The organism is Mangrovimonas sp. YM274, from assembly GCF_030908385.1.
In the GTDB taxonomy this organism is placed as follows: domain Bacteria; phylum Bacteroidota; class Bacteroidia; order Flavobacteriales; family Flavobacteriaceae; genus Mangrovimonas_A.
Genome location: NZ_CP133091.1, coordinates 2,126,121 through 2,148,719, shown reverse-complemented (window position 1 = coordinate 2,148,719; position 22,599 = coordinate 2,126,121). Strand labels below are relative to the sequence as shown.

Annotated in this window: 21 protein-coding genes; 13 read left to right on the top strand and 8 right to left on the bottom strand. The window is 37.5% G+C overall.

Annotated elements, in window-relative coordinates; genetic code table 11:
* Nucleotides 1-114 precede the first annotated feature (114 nt).
* Nucleotides 115-1,923, bottom strand: coding sequence for a LysM peptidoglycan-binding domain-containing protein (locus RBH95_RS09315; RefSeq protein WP_307899316.1), 1,809 nt, complete (start codon nucleotides 1,921-1,923; stop codon nucleotides 115-117).
* A gap of 310 nt (nucleotides 1,924-2,233) precedes the next feature.
* Here RBH95_RS09315 and RBH95_RS09310 point away from each other — a divergent pair, with 310 nt between their 5' ends.
* The 5 genes from RBH95_RS09310 to RBH95_RS09290 all read left to right on the top strand — a co-directional run bounded on the left by RBH95_RS09310 (nucleotide 2,234) and on the right by RBH95_RS09290 (nucleotide 9,215).
* Nucleotides 2,234-5,008, top strand: a complete 2,775-nt coding sequence (locus RBH95_RS09310) for a S9 family peptidase (RefSeq protein WP_307899315.1) — start codon at nucleotides 2,234-2,236, stop codon at nucleotides 5,006-5,008.
* Between the two features lie 216 nt (nucleotides 5,009-5,224).
* A complete protein-coding gene (locus RBH95_RS09305) occupies nucleotides 5,225-5,686 on the top strand; it encodes a hypothetical protein (protein ID WP_307899314.1) in 462 nt (153 codons plus the stop codon).
* A gap of 6 nt (nucleotides 5,687-5,692) precedes the next feature.
* Nucleotides 5,693-7,558, top strand: coding sequence for an adenylate/guanylate cyclase domain-containing protein (locus tag RBH95_RS09300; RefSeq protein ID WP_307899313.1), 1,866 nt, complete (start codon nucleotides 5,693-5,695; stop codon nucleotides 7,556-7,558).
* Entirely contained in the window at nucleotides 7,539-8,054 is a 516-nt protein-coding gene (locus RBH95_RS09295; RefSeq protein WP_307899312.1) for a Pycsar system effector family protein, read from the top strand. Before RBH95_RS09300 ends, RBH95_RS09295 begins: the two co-directional genes overlap by 20 nt.
* A gap of 108 nt (nucleotides 8,055-8,162) precedes the next feature.
* Nucleotides 8,163-9,215 carry an NAD(P)-dependent alcohol dehydrogenase gene (locus tag RBH95_RS09290; protein ID WP_307899311.1) on the top strand — a complete coding sequence of 351 codons (1,053 nt, stop codon included), beginning with the start codon at nucleotides 8,163-8,165 and terminating at the stop codon, nucleotides 9,213-9,215.
* 83 nt (nucleotides 9,216-9,298) lie between these two features.
* Here RBH95_RS09290 and RBH95_RS09285 read toward each other — a convergent pair whose 3' ends face one another.
* A complete protein-coding gene (locus tag RBH95_RS09285; RefSeq protein ID WP_307899310.1) occupies nucleotides 9,299-9,571 on the bottom strand; it encodes a hypothetical protein in 273 nt (90 codons plus the stop codon).
* Between the two features lie 313 nt (nucleotides 9,572-9,884).
* Between RBH95_RS09285 and RBH95_RS09280 the strand changes: the two genes are divergently transcribed.
* The 3 genes from RBH95_RS09280 to RBH95_RS09270 are packed head-to-tail and all read left to right on the top strand — an operon-like array spanning nucleotide 9,885 to nucleotide 12,683.
* Complete coding sequence (locus tag RBH95_RS09280; RefSeq protein ID WP_307899309.1) at nucleotides 9,885-10,772, top strand: carbon-nitrogen hydrolase; 888 nt, start codon at nucleotides 9,885-9,887, stop codon at nucleotides 10,770-10,772.
* The gene (locus tag RBH95_RS09275; RefSeq protein WP_307899308.1) at nucleotides 10,772-11,800 is read left to right on the top strand and encodes an agmatine/peptidylarginine deiminase; all 1,029 of its coding nucleotides are present in this window, start codon (nucleotides 10,772-10,774) and stop codon (nucleotides 11,798-11,800) included. Before RBH95_RS09280 ends, RBH95_RS09275 begins: the two co-directional genes overlap by 1 nt.
* Nucleotides 11,801-11,816: 16 nt before the next feature.
* Nucleotides 11,817-12,683 carry a DMT family transporter gene (locus RBH95_RS09270; protein WP_307899307.1) on the top strand — a complete coding sequence of 289 codons (867 nt, stop codon included), beginning with the start codon at nucleotides 11,817-11,819 and terminating at the stop codon, nucleotides 12,681-12,683.
* A gap of 13 nt (nucleotides 12,684-12,696) precedes the next feature.
* On the opposite strand, the gene RBH95_RS09265 is transcribed toward RBH95_RS09270, so the two are convergent.
* A complete protein-coding gene (locus tag RBH95_RS09265; protein WP_307899306.1) occupies nucleotides 12,697-13,089 on the bottom strand; it encodes a helix-turn-helix domain-containing protein in 393 nt (130 codons plus the stop codon).
* A 118-nt stretch (nucleotides 13,090-13,207) separates the two neighbouring features.
* Between RBH95_RS09265 and RBH95_RS09260 the strand changes: the two genes are divergently transcribed.
* From RBH95_RS09260 to RBH95_RS09250, 3 genes are all read left to right on the top strand, one after another.
* Nucleotides 13,208-13,840 carry a nitroreductase family protein gene (locus tag RBH95_RS09260; RefSeq protein ID WP_307899305.1) on the top strand — a complete coding sequence of 211 codons (633 nt, stop codon included), beginning with the start codon at nucleotides 13,208-13,210 and terminating at the stop codon, nucleotides 13,838-13,840.
* A gap of 92 nt (nucleotides 13,841-13,932) precedes the next feature.
* On the top strand, nucleotides 13,933-15,042 hold the full coding sequence (locus tag RBH95_RS09255; protein WP_307899304.1) for an alkene reductase: 1,110 nt from the start codon (nucleotides 13,933-13,935) through the stop codon (nucleotides 15,040-15,042).
* A 296-nt stretch (nucleotides 15,043-15,338) separates the two neighbouring features.
* Nucleotides 15,339-15,962: a hypothetical protein gene (locus RBH95_RS09250; RefSeq protein ID WP_307899303.1), complete on the top strand. Its 624-nt coding sequence runs from the start codon at nucleotides 15,339-15,341 to the stop codon at nucleotides 15,960-15,962.
* Nucleotides 15,963-16,058: 96 nt separating this feature from the next.
* Here the strand turns inward: RBH95_RS09250 and RBH95_RS09245 are convergent, their stop codons facing one another.
* Nucleotides 16,059-16,487 carry a peptidylprolyl isomerase gene (locus RBH95_RS09245; protein ID WP_307899302.1) on the bottom strand — a complete coding sequence of 143 codons (429 nt, stop codon included), beginning with the start codon at nucleotides 16,485-16,487 and terminating at the stop codon, nucleotides 16,059-16,061.
* A 231-nt stretch (nucleotides 16,488-16,718) separates the two neighbouring features.
* Here RBH95_RS09245 and RBH95_RS09240 point away from each other — a divergent pair, with 231 nt between their 5' ends.
* On the top strand, nucleotides 16,719-17,774 hold the full coding sequence (locus RBH95_RS09240; protein ID WP_307899301.1) for an NAD(P)-dependent alcohol dehydrogenase: 1,056 nt from the start codon (nucleotides 16,719-16,721) through the stop codon (nucleotides 17,772-17,774).
* Nucleotides 17,775-17,871: 97 nt separating this feature from the next.
* Here the strand turns inward: RBH95_RS09240 and RBH95_RS09235 are convergent, their stop codons facing one another.
* The 3 genes from RBH95_RS09235 to RBH95_RS09225 are packed head-to-tail and all read right to left on the bottom strand — an operon-like array spanning nucleotide 17,872 to nucleotide 19,634.
* Nucleotides 17,872-18,462 (bottom strand): hypothetical protein, encoded by a 591-nt coding sequence (locus RBH95_RS09235; RefSeq protein ID WP_307899300.1) that lies wholly within the window; start codon nucleotides 18,460-18,462, stop codon nucleotides 17,872-17,874.
* A gap of 22 nt (nucleotides 18,463-18,484) precedes the next feature.
* Entirely contained in the window at nucleotides 18,485-18,868 is a 384-nt protein-coding gene (locus RBH95_RS09230; protein WP_307899299.1) for a DUF3037 domain-containing protein, read from the bottom strand.
* Nucleotides 18,846-19,634 carry a HipA family kinase gene (locus tag RBH95_RS09225; protein ID WP_307899298.1) on the bottom strand — a complete coding sequence of 263 codons (789 nt, stop codon included), beginning with the start codon at nucleotides 19,632-19,634 and terminating at the stop codon, nucleotides 18,846-18,848. Before RBH95_RS09225 ends, RBH95_RS09230 begins: the two co-directional genes overlap by 23 nt.
* A gap of 160 nt (nucleotides 19,635-19,794) precedes the next feature.
* Here RBH95_RS09225 and RBH95_RS09220 point away from each other — a divergent pair, with 160 nt between their 5' ends.
* Nucleotides 19,795-21,825, top strand: coding sequence for a M13 family metallopeptidase (locus RBH95_RS09220; RefSeq protein ID WP_307899297.1), 2,031 nt, complete (start codon nucleotides 19,795-19,797; stop codon nucleotides 21,823-21,825).
* Between the two features lie 102 nt (nucleotides 21,826-21,927).
* Here the strand turns inward: RBH95_RS09220 and RBH95_RS09215 are convergent, their stop codons facing one another.
* Nucleotides 21,928-22,533: a hypothetical protein gene (locus RBH95_RS09215; RefSeq protein WP_307899296.1), complete on the bottom strand. Its 606-nt coding sequence runs from the start codon at nucleotides 22,531-22,533 to the stop codon at nucleotides 21,928-21,930.
* Between the last annotated feature and the right edge of the window lie 66 nt (nucleotides 22,534-22,599).

The following is a 22,599-nucleotide window of genomic DNA, read 5'->3' as shown; positions in this document are numbered from 1 at the left end:
AAATAGGGTAGTTGTTGGTCATTAGTGTTAGGTAACAAATTTGTGCTATCAAATGTAAAAAAATATTACAATTTCCTACATATTTGATGGCTTATTGCATGTTACGCTTCCGTATCAGTTCACTTCTTTTAAAAAGCTTTCTGCATCATATTGGATGATATAAACCCCTTTGTTGTCGTAACTTCCCTTGGCATTTGGTCTATAGTCAAACTTGATATTTACATATTCCGTAACATTATTTTTTACTGCATTTTCAAAAGACTCCGGTTGCGCCATTCTCAGCAAAGTATCAAATGTAATGTCGAATCCATAAATGACGTTTTGAGGTGGAGTACTCTTATATAAATAGGTGTATTTTTTGATGAATAAATTGGTGGCGTTGGATTGTTTTAAAGCTGTTGCTGAAGGGTACATCAATTGTAAGATTCGGAATCTTTTTGAAGACACTTCGGCATCATCGGGTATTAATTCAGGGTCAATAACCGCCAATTGGATGTCGTATTTACTTACTTGGCTCAACAATAGTGTTGTTGAACTAAGATATGTGCTGTTTTTATCGGTATCAAAAATTACAATGTTGTTTTTCCCTTTTTGTAATAAATTTAATAGGTCATCGTCTTTAAAAGTACCATTGTTTTTAAGATCTAAAAATTGCGCTTCCGGTAACCAATTTGAGATGAAGCTTTTGCTTTCTCTTCTGTATTTATCGTTGATAACAATAACGTTGTTATTGGGGTTGCGTTTAATGTAATTTAAAATGGCTTCACGCTGGGTAGTTTGGGAAGGCACTGCTTCATATATGTTTGCCAAACCAGGTTTTGTTGAAGTATTTTCTAAAGTGATCACAGGGATATTTTGCGTTGCAAACATTAGAGCAGCTTCTTCGGTTTTGGTGTTTTTAAAAGGCCAGATTACTGCTCGGGAATTCTTGTCAGGGTTAGGCTTTAACAAGAGCTTCTCGTTCTCCATTTTTACAATGTCCAAGTTAAATTTGAATCCCATTTTTTTTAGGGAATCAATCGCTAATTGAGCGCCTCTATAAAATTCAAGGTTTTGACGAAAAACAGAATCTTGTACTTCAGAAAATGTATTTATGGATCGAAGGCGGTCGCTTAACTCCTTTTCAGAATAAGGAAATAAGAACATTAATTCTGTATTCTTTGAAAAGTCTACAGTCTTAGCCAAATTATCATATCTGGAAGAAGTTGCTGCTATTGTTGATGTAGCTTTATCCGTTGCTGTACTCTTGGAATTCACGGTAGCACTTCCCTTTTTAGGCATTTTTACCGTTTGACCAACTTTAACTCCATTTATAAGGTCGGGATTTAAAATTAGAAATTCCGAAGGTTTCATTTCCGCTTGAACCGATAAGCTGTAAAGGGTTTCTTTAGGTTTAACCGTATAGCTATAATATTGAATTTTGTCATTCGATTTTTTTATGGTCTCAACGGCTTCGGTTACTGTTGAAGGATTCGATGTTGTGTAGGACGGTTTGCTAGGAGTGCTAACAGGTCGATTGCCTTTATTTATGGTTAATTCATGGCCTACTTGTAGCCCTCCTTTAATATGGGGATTGTCCTGCTCAAGCTGTGCGATAGAAATACCAAATTGTTTAGCTAGGCCAAATTTAGTTTCCCCTTGACGTACAATATGGGTGAAACTGCTTTTATTGGTTTGTGTTGCAACGCTATTTGTGGAAGAATTTTCTTTCGAAGAAGGAATAATTAACACTTGTCCTATATAAATACTTTCCGAACTTCCAGGGTTAAGCTGGTAAATTTCTTCGGGGCTCACGCCATACTTTAATCCAATACGATAAACGTTTTCACCTTTTTTAACTTTGTGTTTTATAGTGTTTTGCTGTGCGGTTGCCAGTTGGAAACAACATAAAAAAAAGATAAAAACATTATAAAATATCTTCATGAAAAGGTCTATTATTTGTGGCTTTTATTAAAAAATAAAATTAATAAAAAATGGCTTACACCGTGACATTTTATGGGTTCTTGTCAACAATTTATTAACAATCAGATGTTTCCGCATCAAAACGCGCCATCTTGATCTTCTGGATCAAATTACTACTCATGTTATAAACTAAATTTTCAGTAAACTTAAAATGGAATTGTTTACACGATATTTTTGTGATTTTTTGTTTTTGTATTGATTCTTAGAGGATTGGTTTTAAGTCTGTTTTTCTGCAATTGAGTATCTTTGTAACCTTTAAAAAATATGCCCAATGAAAATTTACATTTCAGGCCTACTTAGTTTGTTGGCAATTTCCATGTTTTCTCAAAAAAAAATCATGGACCATTCCGATGTAGCAAATTGGAAGACGATAAACAATACACAAATTGCTCCTAACGGTCAATATGTAGTATATGACATTACTGTTGAAAACTCAGATTCTTCTTTAGAGCTTAAAGAAAAGTCAGGAAACTTGATTTTTGAACATGAGCACGCCAAAGGAGGACGTTTCACCTATGATTCCAAGTTCTTGTTATTTGAAATCAATCCCGTAAAGGATTCTATATTGGCTATGAAACGGCAAAAAATAGAAGCAAATGAATTGCCTAAAGACTCCTTGGGTATTTACAATTTGCAATCAGGTAACTTGATGAAACTTGCCAATTTAAAATCGTATAAAATACCTGAAAAGTGGTCTGGTTTTGTGGCTCTAGAGTTACTTGCTATTAAAGAAAAATCTAAGGAAAGTGAAGAGTCAAAAATACCTTCAGACAAACGGAAAAAAAAGGTTAGTAAAAAGAATGGATACCATTTGGTAGTGGTCAGCTTAAATACAAACCAACGGGACACGCTTAAATATGTCACCAATTATACTTTTTCAAAATTTGGAAATCGATTGGCTTATTCAACAACAGGGGATGAAAAAAATAGCGGTGCCGGGGTTTATGTTATAAATTTTGAAAACAATGAGACCAATCAAATCCATGGGGCTACATCGGCAACATATGTTCATTTAAAGTTTAGTGAATCAGGAAAACAGTTAGGCTTTATAGCAGATCAAGATACTACAAAGGTTCAAGTAAGGCCTAATGAATTATTTGTTTGGGGTGAAGGCGATTCTGTAGCCCAAAAAGTTGTTGACAATAACACCTCGCCTAAGGGGTATTTGGTTTCTCCTTATGAAACTTTGACGTTTTCTCGGGATGAATCCAAATTATATTTTGGGTTGAGAAAACCTCCAGTGGTTAAAGATACAACACTCTTGGATGAGGAAGTGGTAAACGTGGAGGTTTGGACTTATGACGAGCCAAGACTCTATACCGTTCAGGAATTAGATCTTAAAAAGGATAGTATTAAATCCTTTACTACTGTGTACGATTTGAAAAAAAATAAGTTAGTGCCGTTGGCTACCAAAGCTTACCCTAACGTTTCAATTACAAATCATGGGGATGCAAAATGGGCTTTGGTAAATAATCCACAACCCTATACTTTAGAAAGTCAATGGACTGGGATGAGTTTAATGGATTTTGCTTTGGTAAATACAGAAAATGGAGAAGTTGAGCCAATTTTAAAAGCGGTTCCCGAAGCCAAATTAAGTCCCAAAGGGAATTACGTATATGGTTATCATGATATAGACAGCACTTGGTTTGTATACAATATCAAAAAGGGAACCAAAGTCAATTTAACAGAGGGTATCGCTTTTGCAGACGAATTGAATGACGTGCCTGCTCCGGCATACGCTTATGGTAGTGCTGGATGGACAAATAATGACAAGTCCCTGTTACTTTACGATCGCTATGATATTTGGAGTTTTGATCCAGAAACAGGAAAAGGAACAAAACTAACGGAAGGTAGAAATTTAAAAAAGGTATATAGATATATTCGTTTGAACAAGGAAGAAGAAGCTTTGGATACAAAGCAAAATTGGCTCTTATCTGTTTTTAATGACGAAACTAAAGAATCTGGTTACGCTCAATTAAATGCAAAGTCTAAAGTTCTTGAGGAAATAGTTTATGGTCCGTATCATTTTGGTAAACCTATTAAAGCACTACAAAGTAGTGAAATGGTTTTTACAAGAGAATCTTTTCAAGAGTTCCCAGACATTAGAATTACTGAAGATTATTTTAAAACAAACACCCGTTTAAGTAATGCCAATCCTCAGCAATCACAGTTTAATTGGGGAACAATAGAATTGGTGCATTGGAATTCATTGGATGGTATCCCTATGACAGGGATGCTTGTAAAACCAGAAAATTTCGATCCGAATAAAACTTACCCTATGGTGGTCAATTTTTATGAGCGAAGTTCAGATAATTTACATAAGCACCGTACACCATCTTTTGGTAGATCTACAATTAATTATAGTTTTTATGCCAGTAGAGGTTATTTGATTTTTAATCCTGATGTAACCTATCGAGAAGGATATCCCGGTGAAAGTGCCTTTAATTGTGTACTTCCGGGAGTAACCAATTTAATTGAAAAGGGCTTTGTGGACAGTAATAATATTGGGGTTCAAGGCCATAGTTGGGGCGGTTACCAAATAGCCTATCTGGTCACCAAAACCAATATTTTCAAGGCTGCGGAAGCTGGGGCTCCGGTTCCAAATATGATTAGTGCTTATGGAGGTATTAGATGGTGGACTGGGTTAAGCAGACAGTTTCAATACGAGCACGGTCAAAGTAGGATTGGTGGAACTCCTTGGCAATATCCTGCTCGATACATTGAAAACTCTCCTATTTTTAATATTGATAAAGTCCATACGCCTCTTTTGATTATGCATAATGATGCCGATGGTCACGTGCCATGGTACCAAGGGATAGAATTGTTTGTAAGTTTGAGAAGATTAGGGAAACCGTCATGGTTTTTAAATTATGAAGGAGAACCGCATTGGCCCCAGAAATATCAAAACAAAAGAGATTTCAATATTAGATTAGCGCAATATTTCGATTATTTTCTGAAGGGAGCTCCAAAGCCACTTTGGATGGAAAAAGGAGTACCTGCTATTGAAAAAGGGATTGACCAAGGATATGAACTCTTAGAAAAATAAAGCAAGAAAAAGAAAGCCTCCAAATAGGAGGCTTTCTTTTTTAATTGGATTAAGGAATAAATTAGTGTAATTCGGTCAATTGTAGTATATTTAAACTATTCCCCTAAAAACATATTACGTTAAAAATTTCTCAGAGCCTCATTTTACTCATAACATAGGTTGCGATGGTTATGTATTGTTATACAATTAGATAATAACCATTTAAATATAGAAATCATGAGTAAAAAGGTAACCATCACTTTAACTGTTCAAGCTAGTGCGCTTTATGGACTAGATGACCCCACAAAAACTGAGGTAGAAAGCAAATGTGAATTGACTGATGATAATTCCGGCACCTCTTCCAACGGAATTGAGGACTTCACTTCACAAGTATATGTTGACCATGATGTAAAATGGGAGGGCGAAGTTAAATATCCTGACGGAGTGGATAAAGACTATTCTATTGCCATTTACAGTATAGACTATAATTCAAATGTGAATAATAATGTTAATTTTTTTGATGAGTCTATCATTTCTGGAGGTAATAGCCGTAATGCAACGGTTAAGAAAAAAGTTAAGGATGATTCTAGTTTGGTAAACAAAATAGATGATTACACGATTAACTTTAGAATCTTTAAAACAGCCGATGATTATAAGGCTTTCTCAGTAGATCCTAAACTACAGGCCAATCCAAAATAATATAATTTGAAAATTTTCAGTTCTTTATTCCGTTATCTAGGGTGGATTTCACTGTTGTGTTTTATCCCATTGTCGCTTAATGCCCAGGACCAAAAAGTAGCCGATAGTTTAGCCAAACTGCTTGATGGCGCCAAGGGGTTGGAGCGTATGGAGTTACTTCGTGAGCTGTCTTTTAATGAAAGTAATGACATCAACTTGGCATTAGACTATTCGGAAGAATTGATACAATTATCCAAGCAGTTTAACAATCTTGAATATTTGTCCAGGGGCTACTTGCAGAAAGGAAACAAGGAACGTTTATTGGGCAATTTGGAAGAAGCGCTTTCGGCATTTGTTTTAAGTGCAGAATCAGCTATTGAAGGTGGCTATATTACTGGAGAAGGTGCGGCCTATATGGCTGCAGCAGACGTCTATTCTATGATGGAAAATTCAAGTAATGCGGAGCTTTATTACGGCAAGGCCATAAATCTTTTAAGGACATCCAATGATTCTGTAACTCTAGCAAACGCCCTGTATAATGTTGGTGATCATTTTTTGAAATTTGAGCAATATAATAGGGCAGGTGAGTATTTTGAAGAGGCAGGAGAGATTTTTGAAAGGACAAATTACACCATCGGAAAGGCATATATACTGGGAAATTTAGGTAGAATCTATGCTGAAAAAGGGAATGATGAATTAGCCAAAAGAAATATCAATCAAGCCATTTCAATCTTGGAACCCCTTGAGGACTACTCGGGCATTTCAGAGTTCCTCAATTGTATGTCTGATATCTATTCGAAACAAAATGATATCCCTAAAGCCTTAGAGTTTGCCAATCAGGCTTTGGAAATTGCCCAGCGACATGGTTTAAAGGAGCAGATTAGCGTAGCAAACCTCTTGTTGGCGCAATTGAATGAACAGAAAGGAAACACGAATGAAGCTTACCAATATTATAAATCTCATATAGTTTATCGTGATAGTGTAAGTAATGTGCGTAAAGTACAGGAGATGGCTGATATCCGTACCAATTTTGAAGTTTCCCAGAAGCAGCTGGAAGTTGATTTGCTCAATCAACAAAAGCGGACTCAAAAAATTATTGCTATTGCCACAACCATAGCGTTATTTTTGATAGGACTTTTGGCTTTGGGGCTTTTTAGAAGAAATGCATTCATTCAAAAAACAAAGCGGATCATTGAGCAGGAAAAACTACGATCGGACCAGTTGTTACGTAATATATTGCCAGAAGAAACTGCAAAGGAACTCAAAGAGCACGGTAAAGTAACCTCGCATAGATTCGATTCGGTTACGGTATTATTTACGGATTTTGTTGGTTTTACAAAATATTCGGAAGGATTGTCTCCCGAAGCCTTGGTGGAAACTGTAGATTTCTATTTCTCTAAATTCGACGAAATTATTGAACAATATGGTTTGGAAAAGATAAAAACCATAGGTGATGCTTATATGTGTGTTGGTGGGCTTCCCTTTGAAATTGAGGACCATGCTAAAAAAATTGTGAAAGCTGCCATTGAAATTGTAACTTTTGTTGAGGAAATTAGTGACAATCAACAAACAGAAAGGAATTTCAGTATACGCGTGGGGATCCATACGGGTTCTGTAGTGGCAGGAGTGGTAGGGAGTAAGAAATTTGCCTATGATGTCTGGGGAGACACTGTAAATATTGCCGCAAGAATGGAAACCAATTCAGAAGAAGGAAAAATCAATATTTCAGCATCTACCCATAACCTGATTCAAGATGAATTTGAGTGCGAATACAGAGGGGAAATTGATGTGAAAAATAAGGGGATGATGAAAATGTATTTTGTAAAGAATCAACACACCATAAAGGTTAAAGAACCATTTAAATCAAAAGCATATGACAATACAGGATCCTAATAATTACTGGGAACAGTTGGAACGTTTGGAAAAGCTTATACGCGCTTCCGAATTAAAGGCAGGAGTGGTGTTTTCATTCCATAGTTTGATTTTGGGAATATTTGTAGATAGGCTTAAAACCCTATCGCATTTATTTGAAGATGGTATTATCCCCATGATAGGCATTATTTGTTGGATATTTTTTGTGCTCTTATCCATATTTTATTGTTTTAAATGTTTCAAGCCTCAAATAGAGCGTAACTATGAAAAGAATGTATTTTTCTTTAGTGATGCCGTCTATAAGTTTGGTTCTATTGAAGAGTATACGGAGCATTTAATTGAAATCTGCGGAAGTCAACAAAAACTTTATGAGCAATTGGGGCAACAAATTCATGCCGAAAGCAAGATTATAGATAATAAGTTTAAATGTGTGCACAATTCCATAAAATATTTCGCCATTAGTTTTGTCTTCGTTGTGCTTATCATTTTATATTGGATTCTTACCATGTTTGCCTAAGTCAAATCTTGGGTATTGTCAAGTTTTAACATTATATTAAATATTCAAATTGTAGAAGTAAAAAGTCACTTCTTAATTTTATAGAAAATAACACCTAAATTAGAATTTATGAGTAGTACAGCTAAAGCATTTGGGGCTAAAGCTTCCGATGCAGATTTAGAATTGATGCAAATAGAACGGCGAGCAGTTACCGAAAAGGATGTGCAAATAGACATTTTGTATTGCGGGGTTTGCCATAGTGATATACACACGGTTAGAAATGATTGGGGAGGGTCGCAATACCCAGTAATCCCAGGTCATGAAATTATTGGAAAAGTAACGGATGTGGGAAGTGGGGTTAGTAAATTTAAGGTAGGAGATCTTGTTGGAGTAGGTTGTTTGGTGGATTCCTGTCAAACCTGTTCGTCTTGTAAAGATGATTTGGAACAATTTTGCGAAAACGGAGCCACTTTTACCTACAATAGTCCTAATAAATATTTTGAAGGGCTCCAAACTTATGGAGGATATTCTACAGGAATAGTTGTTGATGAATCTTTCGTTTTGAAGGTTCCAGATACTATTGATCCTAAAGGTGCAGCACCATTACTTTGTGCAGGAATTACCACTTGGTCCCCGCTTAGACATTGGAATGTAAAAAAAGGAGACAAGGTTGGAATTGTTGGTCTTGGGGGATTGGGACACATGGGAGTGAAGTTTGCAAATGCCTTAGGGGCTCATGTAGTTATGATAACAACATCACCTTCAAAGGCTGCTGATGCCAAGGATTTAGGGGCTCATGAAGTATTGATTTCTAAAGACCCCGAGCAAATGCAACAACACATGGGAAGTTTTGATTTTATTTTGAATACCATTCCCGTTGGACATGAAATGGACCCTTATATAGCATTGTTGAAACGAGATGCTACAATGGTTCTTGTTGGAGCGGTAGAACCATTAAAACCATTTCATGGAGGAGGGCTTATAATGGGCCGTAAGCGCATTGCAGGGTCTTTGATTGGTGGACTAAAGGAAACACAGGAAATGCTGGATTTTTGTGGAGAACACAATATTGTTTCGGATATCGAGGTCATTAATATGCAGGATATAAACAAGGCATATGAACGGGTTATTTCTGCAGACGTGAAATATCGTTTTGTAATAGACATGGCCTCTTTAAAATAGGTTTCCAGGAAAGTGTTAGTCATAAATAAACAGCCTCCTAATTCCGTAATTTAGGAGGCTGTTTTTCATGAATTTTGGTTGACCTAGGCACTGTAGCGCTGTTTTTCGGTAATAGTTTGTTTAATGTGCAACAAACTGTTTACAATGCCGATAAGTTCAAATTTTAAAAAGTTTTTATTCTTTTTACTAAAGTTATTAATGCAATAAGTGTACAAAGGCTGCTTGCCTTTTTTTATTGTAACATAGTAAGTGTCCTTTTCAGCGTCTAAAATAATGGAGCTCTTAAAGTTACTTTCTATAAGTAACCAATAGGATATACTGTTAATTTGATTGAACAAAGAAAGATTTGTATCCATATTTTTAGGTTTTATAAGATTTGAATAAACCTTAAATTTTGTATAAAAAAGGTAGTAAATGAATTCTCTAACCGCAAAATTGTTTGTTGTAGTTTCATTTTTATTAGTTAAAAGGTTTGTGCTTTGCCGTTAATCGGAAATAGTAAAACGTTTATGGATATACATTTTAGTGTTTTGTGTAATATATTGAAAACCAATAACGTATCGTGATTTTCTTTTTGGTCTTTTCATTTTAAAACGGATATGATGAGAAAGAAATTTTTAAGCTTTATTCCAAAAAATAAGTAATTTTACACTGTTTAATTGTTGTAATATGTCTAAGAAAAAATATACCATAGCGGTCATTCAGCTGAACTTGAATGATGTTGCTGAAAACAACCTTAAAAAATGCCTTAAATGGGTAGAAAAAGCCGCTAAGCAAGGAGCGGAAGTTATTTGTTTACCAGAGCTTTACAGTAGTCATTATTTTTGCCAAAGTGAGGATACGGATAATTTTGCCTTGGCAGAACCACTTTACAGCACATCGTTTACGGCTTTTAGTGAATTGGCTAAAAAATTAGGTGTTGTAATTGTTGTTCCGTTTTTTGAAAAACGCATGGCAGGGATTTATCACAACAGTGCATACATTATCGATACAGATGGTACCGAAGCCGGTTTATATCGTAAAATGCATATTCCGGATGACCCCCATTTTTATGAAAAATTCTATTTTACTCCGGGAGATCTTGGATTTAAAAACAATCCAACCAAAAAAGGAAATATTGGAACGCTTATTTGTTGGGATCAATGGTACCCTGAAGCTGCCCGTCTTACAGCCCTTAAAGGATCTGAGGTCTTATTTTATCCAACTGCTATTGGATGGCACCCGCATGAAAAAACCGAATATGGCGAGAATCAATATGGTGCTTGGATGAATGTTATGAAAGGTCATGCCGTAGCGAATGGCGTATATGTTGCAGCGGCCAATAGAATAGGGTTAGAGCAATACATACCTGACACAGCTGGCATTGAATTTTGGGGCGCTTCGTTTATTGCAGGGCCGCAGGGTGAAATATTGGCACAAGCATCCCATGATCAAGAGGAAATTTTAATGGCCCAAGTTGATTTGGAGCACCAGGAAAATGTGCGTCAAAATTGGCCATTCTTCAGAGATCGCCGTATTGATGCTTTTGAGGATATTACTAAAAGAGCTATAGATTAATGAGACGGTTTCCTGCAGAATGGGAGCTACAACAAGGCGTTTTGTTGTGTTTCCCGCACAATGGGAATGATTGGCCTGGAAAATATCAAGCCATACAATGGGCCTTTGTAGAGTTCATTAAGAAAGTGGCAACCTATGAAGAAGTCTTTTTGGTGGTGGCAGATGAACCTTTAAAGGAAAGGGTGGGAGCAATGCTGGCCATGGCACATGTCAATCTAGAGCAAATTACCTTTATCATCCATAAAACCAATAGAAGTTGGATGCGCGATTCGGGACCTATCGTCGTTTATAACAAGGGGCAACGAGAGGCACTTAACTTTAATTTTAATGGTTGGGCTAAATACAAAAATTACCTTTTGGATAGGCAGGTACCTCAAAAAGTAAGTGAAACACTTAACATGCCGCTTAGTCAAGTTACCCATAATGGAAAACCAGTGATCTTGGAAGGTGGGGCCATTGATGTAAACGGTAAGGGAACTTTGTTGACATCAGAGGAATGTTTGATGGACCCTAAGATTCAAGTGCGTAATCCTGGTTTTACAAAAAGCGATTATGAAGCTATTTTTAAAGAGTATTTAGGAATTACTAACGTTATTTGGTTGGGAGATGGCATTGTTGGAGATGATACTCACGGACATATTGATGATCTCTGTAGGTTCGTAAACGAAGACACTATTATTACGGTTGTTGAAACTAACCCGGGAGCGCCTAATTTTCATGCCTTACAAGATAATTTAAAGCGTTTGCAGAATGCCGTTTTGGAAAACGGAAAGTCTCCCAATATTGTTACATTACCAATGCCTAGCCCAATTGCATTTGAAGACCTGACCCTGCCTGCCAGTTATGCTAATTTCTTAATTTTGAACAACTGCGTTTTGGTGCCTACATTCAATGATGCCAAGGATAGAGAGGCGCTTAACATTATTGCCGACTGTTTTCCGGGACGCGAGGTGATTGGAATAAGCGCAATAGACTTGATATGGGGCTTTGGAACGCTTCATTGTTTAAGCCAACAAATTCCCAAATAAGCGGTAGTACTTGCCTATGACTTTAAAAAAGACCATTACATTCATGATCCTGAGTACATTTTCCTTTGCGCTTATGAATGTGACGGTTAAATACCTTTCCAATATTCATGCTTTTCAACTGGTGTTTTTTAGGTCTTTGGGCTCTCTGGTGTTTACATTTGGCTATTTATTAAGACATAAGATTCCTATTATGGGAAACCAAAGGAAACTTCTGGTGTTAAGAGGCATTGTAGGGGTGACCTCGATGACACTTTTCTTTATGTCTATGAAATATTTACCGGTAGCTACTGCTGTATCCCTAAGATATATTGCCCCCATATTTGCGGCTATTTTTGCCGTTTTGTTTTTAAAGGAACAGATCAAGCCTGTACAATGGCTTTTCTTTATGATGGCTTTTTCAGGTGTGGTGGTTTTAAAGGGGTTTGATACGGAATTACAGACCTATGGACTGGTTTTGGTATTATTGGCAGCTGTATTTAGTGGCTTGGTGTATACCGTTATCAATAAAATTGGGACCAAGGATCATCCCGTAGTGGTAGTGAATTATTTTATGGTGATTGCGACCCTCACCGGAGGATTGTTATCAATAAATCATTGGACAACACCACATGGTATGGAATGGCCCTTATTGGGTTTGCTAGGAGTTTTTGGATATTTTGGTCAAGTGTATATGACTAAGGCTTTTCAGTCGGCTGCCACAGGGTTGGTGGCCCCTATGAAATATATAGAAGTGATTTTCACTCTTATCATAGGGATTTTATGGTTTAAGGATGTGTATTCCTTTTGGAGCTTTTTAGGGATATTGCTAATTGTAGGCGGACTAATTTTAAACATTTCCTTCAAGGAGCGCCAAAAGCGAACTACTGCTAAAGATAGTAAATAATAAAAGTGCTTTGTTATTCCATCTTGCCAGTTATCCTTTTCCTATGGTTTTTTCCCCATTTGTAGAGTTCCTCGATAGCGGTATCTAAAGTCTTTCCGTAGTCTGTTAAGGTATATTCTACCACCACAGGAATACTGTCATAAACGGTTCGCTTCACAAGGTGATTCATTTCCAGTTCCCGAAGTTCTTTAGATAGCATGCGGTCGCTAATTTTGGGAATTTCTTTTGCAATTTCACTAAACCGCTTGTTTCCAAACGTCAAAGAAATAATAATAGGTAATTTCCATTTACCACTTAAAACATAAAGTGCATCCTGAACTGGTTGGATAATACCAACGCAGGTGCTGTGTGCTTTTTCGCAAGTTTTTGCTTTATCTATAAGTTCCAATTGTTCCTGTAGGCCCATAGTATGTCATTAATGTTAAGTTACTATACTCTTGTATAGTACTATACTTTTGTTAAGTACTTACTTTAGTTTAGCAAATATATGTAAATTTGCCGGGAAGTAAAATAAGTATAAGATTATGAGTTTAGTAGATAGTTTAAATTGGCGCTATGCAGCCAAGGCAATGAATGGTACTGCCGTACCGCAGGAAAAAATCGATTATATATTGGAGGCAACAAGATTGTCCCCATCATCTTCAGGATTACAGCCTTATAAAGTGTTTGTAATTAGCAATCAAGAATTAAAGGAAAAAATCAGGCCAATCGCTTTTGACCAACCTCAAATTACCGATGCTTCTCATTTATTGGTGTTTGCTGCTTGGGACAATTATCGTTTGGAACGAATAGAAGAGGTATTCAACAAAACTATGAATGAGCGCAATTTGCCGCTAGAGACTATGGATGATTATAAAACCCGTTTATGGGGAATGTATGAGCCATTAGGTGATGAGTGGCATGCCAATCACGCTGCCAAGCAAGCATACATTGCATTTGCTATGGCTATTGCCGCAGCTGCCGAACAAAAAGTAGATGCCACACCAATGGAAGGATTCATCCCTGAGCAGTTGGACGAATTATTGGATTTGAAATCACAAGGGCTCAAGAGTAACTTAATCTTGGCTTTAGGATATAGAGATACAGATAAGGATTGGTTGGTTGATATGAAAAAAGTGAGAACACCAAAAGAAGAATTCATTACAGAATTGGCATAACCTATAAAATTATTTTAAGTTTTGAAAAAGCCCTCTTTAATCCTAACAAATGATTTTAGAGGGCTAATTGTTTAACATAACACCTAATTACTATGAAACATAACGCATTGTTACAACCTTATCAATCCAAAAACTTAAGCCTCAAAAACCGCATTGTTATGGCTCCTATGACAAGAAGTAGAGCTATAAATGAAGAGCGAGTACCTACAGATGAACTTCAAGGACTTTATTATGAGCAACGCGCTTCGGCAGGGCTTATTATAACGGAAGGATCTCAGGTGTCTGAAGCCGCTGTAGGCTATGTCAATACGCCAGGAATTTATTCCAAAGCTCAGGTAGAAGGTTGGAAATTGGTAACCAAACGGGTTCATGATAAAGGAGGGAAAATCTTTATCCAATTATGGCATGTAGGCCGCATGTCGCATCCCGATTTTCATCACGGGGAATTGCCTTTGGCGCCTTCGGCCATTAACCCTAATGGGCAGTCCTTTACACCTGACGGCTTTAAGGATACAGTAACTCCTAAAGCCATGACAAAATTTGAAATAGAGGATACTATAAATGATTTTGTGAATGCTGCCACTAATGCTATGGAAGCTGGGTTTGACGGCGTGGAAATCCATTCGTCCAATGGTTATTTATTTCATCAATTTTTCACAGGGACTTCCAATACAAGAACCGATGAATATGGAGGTTCAATCGAAAACAGAGCACGATTCTTTTTTGAAGTACTCGATGCCATGAGCGAAGCGATTCCTCAAGAGAAAATAGGAGTGCGTTTCAATCCGTCTTTGCATAACTTGTTTGGAATTACCTTAGATAAAGACACCATCCCAACTTTTGAATATATCATCAAGAAACTAAACGATTACAGCTTGGCATATGTCCATTTATCGGAGCCATTTACAGATGTGACTGAAGTTTCTTATGCCGTTACCAATGTGGCCAAACACTTTAGACCGCTATATCAAGGTACATTAATGATCAACAACCAATTTACGGCGGAAACAGGACATGAAGTAATTACAAGCGGAGATGCAGATCTTGTTGCTTTTGGAAAGCCGTTTATTTCCAATCCTGATTTGGTAGAACGTATCGAACAGGATATTGAATGGGCTGATTGGGACCAAGATACTTTTTATACCCCTGGAGAAAAAGGGTATACGGATTACGCCACGGCAGATATAGCAAAATCTTCTTAATGTTTCATAAAGCCTGTTGAAGTGAGCTGAATTTAGGCAAGCTTTAACAGGTTTTATATACTTTATTCCAATAACGCATCATTTTTGGAGCTCAAGTTTCAATTTTGAAGACTCACTATTGATATCAATTTGGTTAAAGTGCACATTTACAAGATGAACAGTTCTACCATTTACCGATGATTTTTTACGTTGGTATGAAAGGACGGTCGTACATCGTAAAATTTTTACGTTCATAAGATTTTTAGTTCAAAAAAAAGATACTTATCTAATTTTGAAGTGTTTAAAATGAATGTCTTATGAAAACTATACTCGCCTTCTTCTGCACATTTTTTATGATGGCTGCAGCGGTTTCCCAAAATGATTTGGATACGGCTTCAGAAGCATATAAAAAGAGAAGTCCTATTTACGACTATTCAGAAACATCTCTTAATGCTGTAGATACTATTCCTGGATATGCCGGTCAAACCGACAAATTAAAAATTACCGGAACCATTTATAAAAGTGATGGAGTGACGCCTGCTAAGGATGTGATCATGTTCATTTATCAACCAAATGAGGACGGAGATTACGATAATAGAACTTTTAACGACAAAAAATACGTTTATCATCGTGCTTGGGTAAAAACCGATGCCAATGGACAGTATACCTTTTACACCTTTGTTCCAGGAGCCAGTTATGCTGCTAATGCTTTTCCAAGACGAAGAGGACTAAAACATATCCACCCAGTAATTAAGGCGCCGGGTGAGGAAGAGCAAAAATTGGATGCCTTTATTTTTAGTGAGGATCCCTTGTTGACAAACCGTTGTCGTAAAAAATTAGATAAAAATGGATTTCAAGGAATGCTTGATTTGCAAAAAGAAGGCAGTCTGCTAGTGGCACATAGAGATCTGGTTTTACCAGAGCAAACCACCAGTTTATAAGCCCCATGGTTAACTAAGCAACCATTATATGCTGAATTAAAAAGCCTGATAACTCTATAGTTTATCAGGCTTTTATCTATCCATTTAAAAGTACGACTATTTAATGTCAACTACTTCCAAATCAAAAATAACATCTTTTCCAGCAAGAGGGTGGTTGGCATCTACTACAATGCTATCTTCTTTTACTTCAATAATAAGCAATTGGTGCTCTCTTCCGTCTGGAGCAGTAGAAATTAATGGCATACCTACTTCTGGAACCAATTCCTCAGGCAATTGATCTTTTTGAACTTCTTGGATCAATTCAGCTCGTGCATCACCGAAAGCTTCTTCTTTAGTTAGTGAGATGGTTTTCTTCTCATTCAATTTCATATCAATCAATCCCTTTTCAAAACCAGGGATCATTAGTCCTTGTCCTAAAGTAAACTCTAAAGGTTCACGTCCTTCAGATGTATCAAAAACTTGACCATCTGCTAATTTTCCTGTGTAGTGCACCTTTACAGTGTTATTCTCTTTAACTTGACTCATAAAATAGTTTTTAATGTGTATACAAAAGCGCAGTATAACTTTTATACCTGACCAATGTATATTCATGGAGGCAGAGGCTCATAAATTACGCCAAATGCCAAAATCTGAAATATTGTCATGTTTCATTTTCTACCTAAGTATTTAATTGGAGTTATAAGGTGAAAAACCTTCTAAAGCCTCATAATATTTGCGTAACTTTAAAGTATTCATAATAAGCAAATTAAATTAATCATGAACACAACAAGTATAAAAGCATTTGGCACAGAAGCCGCGGATGCATCCCTAGGGGAAATGGATATTAAAAGACGAAAAGTTACGGATAAGGATGTAGAAATCGATATTTTGTATTGTGGTGTTTGCCATTCCGATTTACACTTTGCGCGCAACGATTGGGGCTTTAGTGTATATCCCGTGGTTCCCGGTCATGAAATAGTTGGGAAGGTAAAATCTGTAGGTGAAGGGGTGAGCAAATATAAAGCAGGAGATATTGTGGCTGTAGGTTGTTTGGTAGATTCGTGCCGTTCTTGTAACAATTGTGAAAATGACTTGGAGCAGTATTGTCCTGAATGGGTTGGAACCTATGGAGGCCATGACAAACATTTGAATTTGCCTACCTATGGAGGTTATTCTGAAAGTATTGTGGTAGATGAACATTTTGTATTAAGCGTACCTGAAAATCTTGATTTGGCAGGCGTGGCTCCCATACTGTGTGCCGGTATTACCACATGGTCACCATTGCGCCATTGGAATGTTGGAAAAGATAGTAAGGTGGCGGTTGTGGGCCTTGGAGGATTGGGACATATGGCCATTAAATTGGCGGATGCGCTTGGCGCACATGTAACTTTATTTTCTCGATCTAAAAACAAAATACAAGACGCCATGGATTTAGGAGCGGATGCTGTAGTCATCTCTACGAATGAAGATGAAATGACAGCCGTACAGGGACAGTTTGATGTGATTATAGATACGGTGCCGTATGTGCATGATGTGAACCCTTATATTGGCACTTTAAATACCAATGGTACTTTGGTGCTGGTGGGCTATTTGGGGCCATTGGACCCAATGCTAAATTCAGTTCCTATGATTATGGGGCGTAAAAAGGTTGCAGGCTCCTTGATTGGTGGGATTGCCGAAACCCAAGAACTTCTGGATTTTTGCGGCAAACATAACATCACTTCAGATATTGAAGTGATTAACATACAGGATATCAATACCGCTTATGAACGCATGCTCAAAAGTGATGTACATTACCGCTTTGTGATTGATATGGCCTCTTTAAAGAAGTGAAGGATTTTAGTGAAGGATAGCCATCTTTAGATCAAAAGATAGTACATGGCTTATGATTGAACTTTAGTTAAGATCTAATTTAGGTGAGTTGTTTAGATTAGTATTTTGTAATGTTGTTGTAATCATTGCCTCGAAACCATTTAGATGATTCTATCTGGAACTGCCCATTTGCATCTATAAAAACGGTGGTGCCTAAGGCAGATTCTTCACCTATATGGTATACTTTTATTTGGTGTTCTTTTGTTATTACAAAACTTAAGTTTCCTCCAGCATTTTCAACGGAGTAAACTTCCAATTGTGATACGGGAATCAGCTTGCCTTCTTTTTTAATAAGATTCAATAGGTAGAAAAAATAGGGGAAGTCACCATTCGATTTTCTAATTAAGACCGTTTTTACACCTTCTTTAATGGTGTAAGTCCCCATACATGTTACTTGATTTGTATAAAATGGAATGGTTTGATTTTCTTCAAAAGAAATATTGTTAATAGGTGTTTCTTCCCAAGTTTGAATTATAGCCGTTGGAAATGAATAACCTTGGGTTTTGATGAATTTAGATTCGTCAAAATCCGTATATTTTTCATGTGGAGCAATGCGAGGCAACTGTTCAATAAAATCCGAAATTTCATTTTTAGTAGGGACACTAAAAAAAGTTAAAGCAACGATTAGAATTGAAAAGTAATTTGCCATTGGTGTCAGTTTAGTGTTTTAATTATAGCACCACCTCTTCAAACAATTTTTTCGCGGTGGCTTCCAAGTTCGTACTAAAACCAGGGTGAGGTCTAGAGGTTTGAATGACTGAACTGCGCACAGCGGTCAGCCATCTAAATCTGGAAGCGGTATCCATTTGGGCTATCAAACCACAGGTTTTGTCGCCCGCTGCAATGCGTTTAAATGATTCCAAATGCGCATTTAAAGCTTCTATATCCGCTTCTGGACTAAAAGCTGCAATACGAGCTTGGTCTACATGATAGTGCAGGTGAATACTGTTGTGTTGTTTGGCATACAAGACAATGCCTACATTTATAAATTCTTCACGTTCCACTTTAGGGACGTAACGAATTACGGCGTACTCATATAAGATCTTTTCTGGCATTTATGGCTTGGTTTGTAAAAATTTCAGAATTGGCCAATCTTGTGTTTAAAAACTCAAGATAGCCATTTTTTAAGTCCTGTTCGGTATAGGGATAGCCTTCCCATTGCAACCAAGTGTCTGGAAGGTTGTTCACGATGTCACTGATGACTTCTTCAGTCAACAAGGCTTTAAACTCTTGATGCACCCGCTCTAATTCACTAGCTTGAGCCAATAGCACATGGTCTTTGATAAGGTTGAAGGGCGTTTTAGCAGCCGTAGAAATGTCCTTCCACGAATGATGAAAATAGAAAGACGCCCCATGGTCTATCAACCATAGATTTTTGTTCCAAATAAGCATGTTGGTGTTGCGCGTAGTGCGATCTATATTGGTGATAAAAGCATCCAACCACACAATTTTGGAGGCCAAAAGCGGATCTGGCGTCAATACCACAGGATCATAGTTTACAGCTCCGGAGAGGTAGTGCAACCCGATATTTAATCCTTGGCTCCATTTAAGGAGGTCTTGTATTTCCTCATCCCCTTCGGTACGACCAAAAGCTTCATCCAATTCGGCAAAGACAACCTCTGGAACCAATAGCCCTAATTTTCGGGCAATTTCACAGCCCAAATATTCGGCAATGAGTCCTTTTACGCCATGGCCGGCTCCTCTAAACTTCACCACATAATTAAATCCATCATCCGCTTCAGCAATGGCTGGGAGGGAACCGCCTTCTCTTAAAGGCGTAATGTAACGCATGACATTGACATGCCGAATAGCTATTGACATAAGGTAATATTTGAGGCCAAAGATAACGGTTTTGGGAGGAAGTAGAGAGCGGGGAGAGATAGATATTTTTCAATTCCAAAGTCCTAGATGCCTCTGAAATGCTTATCATGACATTTAGGTTTAAAATACTTACTTTTGATACTATCACAAACCATTCATTATGAAACCAGTTCTTTATATCTCTTTTGCAGCCGCTTTATTGGTGGGCTGTAAAGAGGATTCAAAGCAGCCTGTGAGCGATGACGCTTCGCAGGAATCTGCTCTTATTTTTGAGGGGATTGACCCTTCAATTAAGCCGGGGGATAATTTCTTTGGCCATGTTAACAAAACTTGGTATGACCAAGCCGTAATTGCCGATGACCAAGTAGGGGTGGGCTCCTATAGATTTTTAAATATTCCACAGAAAAAATTGTTGCAGACCATTTTGGAGGAAGTATCTGTTGGAGACTATCCTAAAGGTAGCATTGAACAGAAATTAGGCAATTTCTATGCCTCAGGGATGGATACCTTGAGCATCGATCAGCGTGGGTTTGAACCAGTAAAACCAATTCTGGAACAAATTGATGCTTTAGATAATTCTGCTGATTTAATGGCTTTTGTAGCTGATCAAATGAAAGTTGGGAATTATTCTTTAATCAACGCTTCTATTTATCCAGATCAAGAGAATAGCGCTTTAAACATTGCCCATTTTGGACAAACAGGATTGGGTTTGCCAGACAGGGATTATTATTTCCAAACAGATCCTTCCTCGGAAGCCATTCAAAAAGCTTATCAAAATTATTTAGCAACGTTATTTGAGTTGATAGGTGATTCCAACGCAGAAGCCAATGTCCAAAAGATATATAAGATAGAAAAGCAATTGGCTGCTTCCCATAAAACCCGAGTGGAATTACGGGATACCCAGGCAAATTACCATAAATTGGCCGTTTCAGAGCTAGACAAAACACAAGCAAACATAGGTTGGAAGTCCATGTTAGAGCATTCAGAAATGGCGGTAGATTCTGTAGATGTGATGCAACCAGCCTATTTCGAAACGCTTAACACAATGCTGGGCACCCTGCCTTTAGATGATTGGAAAATCTATTTAAAGGCCAATACCTTGACGGCTTTTGCGTCTATTTTGAATACTCCTTTTCAAGAGGCTGAGTTTGCCTATTCCAAGGTGATTTCGGGGCAAAGTGTTCAAAAAACTAGGGCTGAGCGCATGGTGCAACAGGTAGACCGCCAATTGGGGTTTGCTTTGGGACAATTGTATGTAAAGCGTTATTTTGATGAAAATGCCAAAAAGAGAGCTTTGGAATTGGTGAACAATCTTCAAAAAACTTTGGAAAAGCGCATTACTCAATTGGATTGGATGAGTGATAGCACTAAAGTAAAGGCTAAAGAAAAACTACACAGCATAACCAAAAAAATTGGGTATCCAGATGTATGGAGAACCTATGACGTTGCTATTGACAAGGCGCATTATTTTGAAAATGTATTGGCCTTAAATCAAAACAATTATGCCTATCATTTAGGCCAGTTAAACAAGGCGCCTAATAGAGATGAATGGTACACCACACCATCTACCGTGACGGCTTATTACAATCCGTCTTTGAACGAAATTGTGTTTCCTGCAGGGATTTTACAGCCTCCTTATTTTGACCCAAATGTCGATGATGCCGTGAATTATGGAGGTATAGGGATGGTCATTGGCCATGAATTTACCCATGCCTTTGACGATCAAGGAGCGCAATACGACAAGGAAGGAAATGTAAAAAACTGGTGGACCGAAGAGGATTATGCCAAGTTTAAGGCCAAAACCGAACAGATCATTGAACAATATGATGCTTTTACCGTATTGGACAGTGTGCACCTAAAAGGGGCTTTGACGGTTGGTGAAAACACAGCAGATAATGGCGGTGTGGCCATTGCCTACGATGCCTTTAAAATGACGGCTCAGGGACAGGACAGTACCAAGATTAATGGCTATACTCCAGATCAGCGTTTCTTTATGTCGGTGGCACGTATTTGGCGTGTGAAGACACGTGATGAATATTTACGCAATTATGTAGCAACCGATCCACATTCGCCACCGATATGGCGTGTGAATGGCCCTTTAATGAACATGACGCCGTTTTATGAGGCCTTTGATGTGGAAGAAGGAGATAAAAATTATAAGGCAGAAACCGATAGAATCAAGGTCTGGTAAGTTTCTGTTTTAGAATCAAGTAAAGACACCTCCGTTGGGATTGGTCAATTGAATGACCAGAGATCTCCATTGGAGGTGTTTTTTTATGTTATGTCTAAAAGACTAACATTTTGTGATGGCAATCTTTAGATTCCCATCTTTATTGGTGATACCAAATGGAATGACTTCCTTGGTACAACGGGGTTCAATAGTAAATTGTATAAATCCCATGATATAAAAATCCTCAGAGGTATTTAAATGGAAGGGCTGCTTGTAGAATGTGTTTTGTCGTATCCAGTTAGCACCATATCCATTGCAGTGAGGCTCTATGTCTTCTTTTAAAATAGTTTTTTCAGAGAGTGCATCAAATAATTGAATTTTATCATCGGTTTCAACGTCAAAAATAAAACGTCCCTTGTAGGTATGTGAGGAATTTGGAGAAGCGTAATACGATTGTTCTTTTAAGCCCATGTATACAATAATGTTGTAGTCGTTATTTCCTAAATCTTCCAAATAGAAAGAGGTTTCATAGAGCGAATCTATGTGCGTTTGTCCTTCCCTTCTGGGAAACAACACAGGCCCCATTGGGTATTCTGTTGTAGCCATTGCCAATTGAGAAGTTTCTGCTGTCTTTTCTTGGTATTTGTCCGTTTGACAGTTGAAAAGAAGGGTGAGTGTTATCCCAAGGATAACGACAAATGGCTTTACATAGTAACTAATTGTTTTCATAAGAATTTGATTTAGATGAACCTCCAACACGGAAGTTCTTGGGTTATTTTGATTGCTAGGTTAAAG

Excerpts from the sequence above, each read along its gene's own strand:
- RBH95_RS09315 (WP_307899316.1), bottom strand. The coding sequence starts at position 1,923 with ATGAAGATATTTTATAATGTTTTTATCTTTTTTTTATGTTGTTTCCAA.
- RBH95_RS09310 (WP_307899315.1), top strand. The coding sequence starts at position 2,234 with ATGAAAATTTACATTTCAGGCCTACTTAGTTTGTTGGCAATTTCCATG.
- RBH95_RS09305 (WP_307899314.1), top strand. The coding sequence starts at position 5,225 with ATGAGTAAAAAGGTAACCATCACTTTAACTGTTCAAGCTAGTGCGCTT.
- RBH95_RS09295 (WP_307899312.1), top strand. The coding sequence starts at position 7,539 with ATGACAATACAGGATCCTAATAATTACTGGGAACAGTTGGAACGTTTG.
- RBH95_RS09290 (WP_307899311.1), top strand. The coding sequence starts at position 8,163 with ATGAGTAGTACAGCTAAAGCATTTGGGGCTAAAGCTTCCGATGCAGAT.
- RBH95_RS09285 (WP_307899310.1), bottom strand. The coding sequence starts at position 9,571 with ATGGATACAAATCTTTCTTTGTTCAATCAAATTAACAGTATATCCTAT.
- RBH95_RS09280 (WP_307899309.1), top strand. The coding sequence starts at position 9,885 with ATGTCTAAGAAAAAATATACCATAGCGGTCATTCAGCTGAACTTGAAT.
- RBH95_RS09275 (WP_307899308.1), top strand. The coding sequence starts at position 10,772 with ATGAGACGGTTTCCTGCAGAATGGGAGCTACAACAAGGCGTTTTGTTG.
- RBH95_RS09270 (WP_307899307.1), top strand. The coding sequence starts at position 11,817 with ATGACTTTAAAAAAGACCATTACATTCATGATCCTGAGTACATTTTCC.
- RBH95_RS09265 (WP_307899306.1), bottom strand. The coding sequence starts at position 13,089 with ATGGGCCTACAGGAACAATTGGAACTTATAGATAAAGCAAAAACTTGC.
- RBH95_RS09260 (WP_307899305.1), top strand. The coding sequence starts at position 13,208 with ATGAGTTTAGTAGATAGTTTAAATTGGCGCTATGCAGCCAAGGCAATG.
- RBH95_RS09255 (WP_307899304.1), top strand. The coding sequence starts at position 13,933 with ATGAAACATAACGCATTGTTACAACCTTATCAATCCAAAAACTTAAGC.
- RBH95_RS09250 (WP_307899303.1), top strand. The coding sequence starts at position 15,339 with ATGAAAACTATACTCGCCTTCTTCTGCACATTTTTTATGATGGCTGCA.
- RBH95_RS09245 (WP_307899302.1), bottom strand. The coding sequence starts at position 16,487 with ATGAGTCAAGTTAAAGAGAATAACACTGTAAAGGTGCACTACACAGGA.
- RBH95_RS09240 (WP_307899301.1), top strand. The coding sequence starts at position 16,719 with ATGAACACAACAAGTATAAAAGCATTTGGCACAGAAGCCGCGGATGCA.
- RBH95_RS09235 (WP_307899300.1), bottom strand. The coding sequence starts at position 18,462 with ATGGCAAATTACTTTTCAATTCTAATCGTTGCTTTAACTTTTTTTAGT.
- RBH95_RS09230 (WP_307899299.1), bottom strand. The coding sequence starts at position 18,868 with ATGCCAGAAAAGATCTTATATGAGTACGCCGTAATTCGTTACGTCCCT.
- RBH95_RS09225 (WP_307899298.1), bottom strand. The coding sequence starts at position 19,634 with ATGTCAATAGCTATTCGGCATGTCAATGTCATGCGTTACATTACGCCT.
- RBH95_RS09220 (WP_307899297.1), top strand. The coding sequence starts at position 19,795 with ATGAAACCAGTTCTTTATATCTCTTTTGCAGCCGCTTTATTGGTGGGC.
- RBH95_RS09215 (WP_307899296.1), bottom strand. The coding sequence starts at position 22,533 with ATGAAAACAATTAGTTACTATGTAAAGCCATTTGTCGTTATCCTTGGG.